At 55.1% G+C, this 6,558-nt stretch carries 7 protein-coding genes; 6 read left to right on the top strand and 1 reads right to left on the bottom strand.

Annotated elements, in window-relative coordinates; genetic code table 11:
• Positions 1 to 59: 59 nt before the first annotated feature.
• Positions 60 to 302, bottom strand: coding sequence for a hypothetical protein (locus IGS51_RS02380; RefSeq protein WP_297075408.1), 243 nt, complete (start codon positions 300 to 302; stop codon positions 60 to 62).
• A 268-nt stretch (positions 303 to 570) separates the two neighbouring features.
• Between IGS51_RS02380 and IGS51_RS02375 the strand changes: the two genes are divergently transcribed.
• The 6 genes from IGS51_RS02375 to IGS51_RS02350 all read left to right on the top strand — a co-directional run.
• A complete protein-coding gene (locus IGS51_RS02375) occupies positions 571 to 786 on the top strand; it encodes a DUF4278 domain-containing protein (RefSeq protein ID WP_297075406.1) in 216 nt (71 codons plus the stop codon).
• A 306-nt stretch (positions 787 to 1,092) separates the two neighbouring features.
• Positions 1,093 to 1,383, top strand: a complete 291-nt coding sequence (locus tag IGS51_RS02370) for a CTB family bacteriocin (RefSeq protein WP_297075405.1) — start codon at positions 1,093 to 1,095, stop codon at positions 1,381 to 1,383.
• Between the two features lie 165 nt (positions 1,384 to 1,548).
• Complete coding sequence (locus IGS51_RS02365; RefSeq protein ID WP_297075402.1) at positions 1,549 to 1,854, top strand: hypothetical protein; 306 nt, start codon at positions 1,549 to 1,551, stop codon at positions 1,852 to 1,854.
• A 57-nt stretch (positions 1,855 to 1,911) separates the two neighbouring features.
• On the top strand, positions 1,912 to 3,042 hold the full coding sequence (locus IGS51_RS02360; RefSeq protein WP_297075399.1) for a cyclic nucleotide-binding domain-containing protein: 1,131 nt from the start codon (positions 1,912 to 1,914) through the stop codon (positions 3,040 to 3,042).
• Positions 3,036 to 4,649, top strand: coding sequence for an NHLP bacteriocin system secretion protein (locus IGS51_RS02355; protein WP_297075397.1), 1,614 nt, complete (start codon positions 3,036 to 3,038; stop codon positions 4,647 to 4,649). The genes IGS51_RS02360 and IGS51_RS02355 overlap by 7 nt, the downstream gene beginning before the upstream one ends.
• Positions 4,650 to 4,996: 347 nt before the next feature.
• Positions 4,997 to 6,558: cysteine peptidase family C39 domain-containing protein (locus tag IGS51_RS02350; RefSeq protein WP_367279236.1), on the top strand; the 1,562-nt coding region annotated here is incomplete at its 3' end.

The following is a 6,558-nucleotide window of genomic DNA, read 5'->3' as shown; positions in this document are numbered from 1 at the left end:
GGGCTAGGGGAGATCTCTGAGTGCTTAACATTACAGGCGATACCTTTTCAAACACCCTCTTAACGCATTAGGGCAGGGCCAACGATGCTCTGCTGGGATAGGATGGCTCCCTCGGCGAGTTTGATAGAGCCGAAGGTCAAACCCGCAAAGCCCAGCGCCATCAGCATTGCCAGGACAGCAAACCCGATCCAGCCGCCATGCTCTACTTCTGCGGGGTGGCTGGATTTTTCTGCGACAGAGAATGGGGCCGGGTCGGGTGAGGCATTGATTGACAGTCCGGGAGCGTCAGTGGTGTAGAACATGGGAGCGTTTGGAGGGGGTTATAGAGGGAGTTGTAGAGGAAGGTATAGAGTGGTGTCGAGGCATACCTCTGGCTGACGAGCTATCGCGTTGGAGCCATAAATTATTTATAGGACTAAAAGGGCGATCGCTCTATTCAGAAAAGTTAAGGAGTTAAGCCGGAAAAAAGTCCTTAACTTTTCAGTATCGCGCTGACCGGGGCGATCGCTCTATAACCAAAGCATCGAACGAAACGCACCTCACACCACCTCACTTCCAGGAGACACAACCATGAATCTGACCTACCGTGGCACCGAATACATCGCCAGCAACCAACTGCCCACCACCAGCCAAAGCTTCAACGGCTGCTATCGCGGCGCAGAGATGACGATGCACTCCCCCTCTAAACTGCCTACACAGGTGTTTGTAAATCTGACCTATCGCGGCGCACAATATCGCGCCGAAGCAAAGCCCAGCTTTGTTCCTGAGAACGTTCTGGCTATCTAAACTAGGCGGTTCTAGATCAGTTTCCTGAGCGCCTGACGAACGTTCCAGCAGATTCTTACCCAAATTTCCCACACAAGTAAATGGCGATCGCTCTTTTCGGAGGGCGATCGCTTTTTTATCTAAGCTTACCTATTCAAACCCTCAGAACTCAACCTGCCAGCCAGATTGCTAATCCAAAATCATCAATCCAAAATCATCAATCCAAAATCCAAAATCTGTATACCCTTCCAGCCGCCAAAAATATGGCAGTACGGGAGGGCGAGACCGCCTCCCGATTATCCGACCTTACATTAAGGAGAAATCTACATGGAATCGATGCAAACCGAACGGTTCACTGCAACCTATATCGAGGAGATTCCCCCCAGCGACCAGGCCATGACCGAACTTTCTGAGGCTGATCTGGATGAGTGCGCGGGCGGTCTGAGCCTGGGCGATTTCAGCAGCCTGATGGACGGGTCATCCAGTTTCTTTGGGCAAGAACGGCTGTCTCTGGGCCAGGCGACCTTTGCGGGCCCAAATGGTAGCGGCACGATTTCGACCCTCGACTTCGAGCGCACGATTTCTGGCGCAAATCGATTCACGTCTCTCGGTAAATAGATAGGCCCACAGGGGTCACTGCTGGTGTCGTGCGATCGCCCTTTTGAGTCGATCAACGCGCCAGTGTGACCCCGTGCAGTAAAACGCCTAAGTGTTGAATGTCGATCAACGCGCCAGTGTGACCCCGTGCAGTAAAACGCCTAAGTGTTGAATTCGGACAGTCCCATGTCTCATGCGCCTCAGTTTTATCCGGCGGAACCGCCCCCATCCACCGCTGCTCCCGTCGAGTTGTCAGAGCAAGATCTAGAGCAAATTTCAGGCGGGGTCGATTTATCCCTCACCCTGGTTAGATTTGATGGCAGCGATGAACTGTCTTTGGTATCTACTGAGTCGGACTACGCGGCTCTGTCGCAAGCCAGCCAGTCTTCGCAGACGCGCTTCTCCGTATTCCAGATTCATCTGACGGGATTCGACTCAACGAATAGCCTGATGAAAGCATTGTCCAGCATTGGCAGGCTGTTTGGCCATTAAAGACTGGATCTTGTCCATTCCTTATTTCTTGCTCTCATGGCGATCGGGAGGTTGTCAATGACTTGTTTGTTGCTTGAGGAACTAGGTTCCTCAGATTTGAACTGGCTAGTGCAAGCCGCCGTGTATCACAGCGTTCCCGCAGAAACGCTTTTGGTGGATTCTGATCAGCCGTCTGACCATGTGTTTTTGATTCTCGAAGGCATGGTGGCGATCGCCGCACCGATCCGGCAAGAGGCAATCGCCTACTCGTCCGAGAAGCCCTCCTCTGCCGAATCAGGGGCAATATCATGGACAATCACCACCCTTTCGCAAATCCTGCCGGGTGACTTTGCCAGTCTCGCGACGATTCTAGATTCCAGATCGCTTCCTTACTCAGTCATTTCTGAGTCTCCGTGCCAGGTTCTTTGCATTCCACGTGCCGTGCTGCTACAAAAGCTCCAAGAAGACACAAGCTTTGCATCCCGGTTTTATCGAACCGTTGCGCTGCTGATGTCGGCTCGAAATCGGCGGCTGGTGCGCGAGTTTGAGTATCAGAACCTTCCCGTCCGGCGATCGCCCTTGCGACAATCCATTACCTTATTTGCCGAATTGCAGGACAGCGATCTGGACTGGCTGGCAACGGTGGGAATGGTTCAATCCCTGCCAGCGCAGACGGTGCTGCTGTCTACGGGGCGATCGCCCGATGCGTTGCATATTGTCCTGGAGGGAGCGCTGCTGCTGAGCCAGCCTGTCGAAATGTCTAGCCTGATTGCCCAAACGCTTGCGCCTGCTGAAAATCCCTCTGCACCCCATCAAGAAATTGCACGGCTGTCGCGGGGCGATCTGGTGGGCGAGATGCAGTTGGTCAATGCCCATGACCTAACGCTCTGTGCCAGCGCTCTGCGCGATTCGCAGGTGTTGTCGATTCCGCGCTGGCGACTGGCGGCAAAACTGCTCTACGATCCTAGCTTTGCTGCGCGATTTTACCGGGTGCTGGCAACATTACTCGCTACGGAATATGAGGCAATGCTGCATCAGCTTTATGCTGCAACCCTGGGTTCCGCAGATGAAAGGGCGGAACCGATGGGCGATCGCGACGATTTGAGTAGCCGTTTACTGACCCGCATTTCTCTTGCCGAAGCGCGGTTCGAGTGGCTGCTCAAGCGAATCCAGGCGCAACAAGAAAACGGGAGGGACTTGCAATGGTAATGCCAGAAAATCGTTTGCCAGATTCTTTATCTAGTTCATTAGGCAGTCATGCATCTGCGAGTCCATCTCCAGCAAATGCAAAGACCTCAAATGCAAAGTCCTCAAATGCAACGTCCCCTGCAAAGAACAAGCTGTTTCGCACCGAGGCGCTGGAGCGGAGCGCTTCCCCAGAGCAACTCGATCAACTGGTGCAGGTTGTCAGTCCCAAGCGCTGGCTGTCCTTACTCGCGCTGGGTACGATTGTGATCGGCGGTGCGGTCTGGAGCGTGCTGGGTCGCATTCCCATTACTGTTCCAGGACAGGGGGTTTTAGTGCCCCTTCCCGTTGCCCAGTTGGGGCCGGATCAATGGCGCGTTGATCCGAGTCAAATCATTCGCGTTCAGGTTCCCACGTCTGGGCGTTTGCTGACGCTGCCTGTGCGAATGGGCGATCGCGTCCAGCCGGGTGACGTACTGGCAACGGTGGATCAGTCAGAGATCAAACAGCAGTTGCAGCTTTCGCGAGAAAAGCTGGCCCAACTTCAGCGGCAGGATGAGGAAGCCCGCACCGCCCAACTTCAGCGCGATCGCTTTGAACAGGCGGCGATCGCCCAACAGCGGCAGGCACTCCAGCAGAGCCTACGCACGGTGCAATCCCTCACGCCCGTCATCCGCGAAAAGGGCATCGAAGCCATTCAGCAGGAGCGGATTGCGCTAGAACAGCGGCTCCAAGCCCTGCGCGACCAGTTGCCCACCTACGAACAGCGTTGGCAAGCTCGCCAAACAGCCCACGAAGAAGGCGCACTGTCTCGCGATATGGTGCTACAAGCAGAGCAGGAATACCTCAACGCCCGCGCCCAGCTAAATCAGGCAGAATCCCAACTCAAGCAGCTTGACGTAAAGGAAGCCGATGCCCAGCGTGAGTATCTCCGCAGCGAAAACCAGAGTAATGAGTTGCAGGCGCAGATTAAGAACCTGGAAACCCAGGCGGCGGCGCGACGAGAGCAGGATTTAATCGCCAATACGGCGCGGCAAAAGGAGATCCAGGAAACCCAGCGGGCGATCGCCCAGCTAGAGCTACAGCTTCAGAAAAATAGCGAAATCACCAGTCCCTACGACGGGCAGGTGCTAGAAGTCTCTGCCAAACCGGGCGAGCGGATGGAGGCGGGCGCAAGCATCCTCACGCTGTCGGCTCAGGGCGATGCTACGCCGCTGGTTGGGGTGATGTTCTTACCCGTCAGCGAAGGTAAGAAAATTATGCCAGGGATGGCCGTACAGCTTACGCCTACCACCGTTAAACGGGAAGAGTATGGCGGCATTCAAGGGCGGGTGTTTGAGGTCTCCAAGTTTCCGCTGACTCGGGCCGGAGCCGCCAGTCTGGTCGGTAATCCCGATATCTTACCTGCCTTGATGAATGAGCAGCCCCATCTGGCTGTTTTCGTGCGGCTGGAAACCCGCGAATCGGGGCGGCAGTCTGACGACACGCTTCAGTATGTCTGGTCGTCTTCCCACGGGCCGCGCCAGGCGATTACAGCAGGCACAACAGCGACCGGGCGCATCACCACCGAAGCGCGATCGCCCATTTCCTACGTGCTGCCCATTTTCAAATCGCTGACGGGGATGAGCTAGGGCGTACTTTAAAACTCTTCGATCCCCCCTAGCCCCCCTTAACAAGGAATCGAGCCGAACCACTCCGGAAGTCCCCCTTAGTAAGGGGGATTTAGGGGAATCGACTCAAGGCAATCAACGACCTAGAAAGTTTTAAGACACTGCCTAGCATGACTCTACAACTTCTACAACCTTCCCCCCCAAGCTGGGCCCAGCGATTTCAAAAGGTTTCCCAAGCCCTCCAGCAGGCTTCCCAGCACTGCAAACAGCTTCCCCAACACCTCCGCCAGCTTCCGCACACGCTTCGGCAACTGCCCACTACCCTCTGGGGGCACGGCCGCATCTATCGCGTTCCCACGGTGCTGCAAATGGAGGCGGTGGAATGCGGAGCCGCATCGCTGGCGATGATGTTGGCCTATCACGGGGCGATCGCCTCTCTTGCAGAATTACGTCAAGCCTGTGGCATCTCTCGCGACGGCAGCAAAGCCTCGAACTTACTCAACGCCGCCCGCAGCTATGGGCTGGATGGAAAAGGCTTCAAGCTAGATCTTGCCGGACTGCAACGGCTAAAGCCACCGTTTATCGTCTACTGGAATTTCAACCATTTTTTGGTCGTGCAAGGGTTCCATCGCCAGCGGGTCTATTTGAACGATCCGGCAACGGGCCCGCGCACTGTTTCTTTGGACGAATTCAGCGAAGCGTTTACGGGCGTAGTGCTGACCTTTGCGCCGGGTGCTGAGTTTCAAAAAGGTGGACAAAAACCAAGCGTGTTGCGGGCGCTAAAGCAGCGGCTGCGGGGTTCCGTCGGTTCGCTGATGTTCTGTGTTGCCGTAGGATTTCTGCTGGTGTTGCCTGGGCTAGCAATGCCCGCCTTCTCTCAAGTGTTTGTGGACGAGGTGCTGCTGAAAGGACGACAGGACTGGCTGCGTCCGCTGGTGTTCATGATGCTATTCACTGCGGCAGTCACCGGGCTGCTCACACGCTTGCAACTTCAGCTACTCCGCCGTTTGCGAGTCAAGCTGGCAATGGGGATGTCCAGCCGTTTTCTCTGGCATCTGCTTTACCTTCCGGTTAGCTTTTATGATCAGCGCTTTGCGGGTGAAATTAGCAGCCGCGTTCAGCTAAACGATCGTCTGGCAGGCTTGCTGTCGGGTCAGCTTGCAACGACGGTAATCTCTGCGGTCATGGTCATCTTCTATGGACTGGTCATGTGGCAATACGACAGCATCCTCACGCTAATCGGAGTCGCGTTCGTTTGTATTAACCTGCTGGCATTACAGGCGGTATCTCGCTTCCGTACCGATACCAATCTCCGGCTGATGCAAGAACAGGGCAAGGTAAACGGCGTGGCAATGTCTGGCTTGCAAAGTATCGAAACGCTCAAGGCATCCGGTCTAGAATCAGACTTTTTCACGCGCTGGGCCGGCTACTATGCCAAGCTACTGAATGCGCGTCAGGACATGGATAGCCTCAATCAAAAGCTCGGCGTGTTGCCTACGTTTCTGACCAGCCTCAGCACCATGCTGCTGCTCGTTGTCGGTGGTTTCCGCGTTATGGAGGGCTACCTCAGCATCGGGATGCTGGTGGCGTTTCAATCCTTGATTCAGCAGTTCATGCAGCCTGTCAGTCAACTGATTCGGCTGGGCGGCGATTTTCAAGATTTGGAAGGGACGCTGACCCGCCTGGATGATGTCTTGCAGAATCCCAAAGATCCGCTTTTAGAACAGCACATGACACCCACCTACAACTCACCTGCCATGTCTCACGCCACTCCTGCTTCGGAACAGCCCCATTCTCTCGCCGCCTCTCCCGCCCTCACCAAACTTGAAGGCTATCTAGACATTCACAACCTCACCTTTGGCTATAGCCGCACTGCACCGCCGCTGATTGAAAACTTTAACCTCTCAATTAAACCAGGACAGCGAGTTGC

This window comes from Thermoleptolyngbya sp. M55_K2018_002, from assembly GCF_015295965.1.
In the GTDB taxonomy this organism is placed as follows: Bacteria; Cyanobacteriota; Cyanobacteriia; order Elainellales; family Elainellaceae; genus Thermoleptolyngbya; species Thermoleptolyngbya sichuanensis.
The sequence above is the reverse complement of the archived record's forward strand: the minus strand, read 5'-3'. Positions and strand labels throughout refer to the sequence as shown.

Coding starts and splice junctions, on each gene's coding strand:
- IGS51_RS02355 (WP_297075397.1), top strand. CDS start 3,036: ATGGTAATGCCAGAAAATCGTTTGCCAGATTCTTTATCTAGTTCATTA.
- IGS51_RS02365 (WP_297075402.1), top strand. CDS start 1,549: ATGTCTCATGCGCCTCAGTTTTATCCGGCGGAACCGCCCCCATCCACC.
- IGS51_RS02375 (WP_297075406.1), top strand. CDS start 571: ATGAATCTGACCTACCGTGGCACCGAATACATCGCCAGCAACCAACTG.
- IGS51_RS02370 (WP_297075405.1), top strand. CDS start 1,093: ATGGAATCGATGCAAACCGAACGGTTCACTGCAACCTATATCGAGGAG.
- IGS51_RS02380 (WP_297075408.1), bottom strand. CDS start 302: ATGTTCTACACCACTGACGCTCCCGGACTGTCAATCAATGCCTCACCC.
- IGS51_RS02360 (WP_297075399.1), top strand. CDS start 1,912: ATGACTTGTTTGTTGCTTGAGGAACTAGGTTCCTCAGATTTGAACTGG.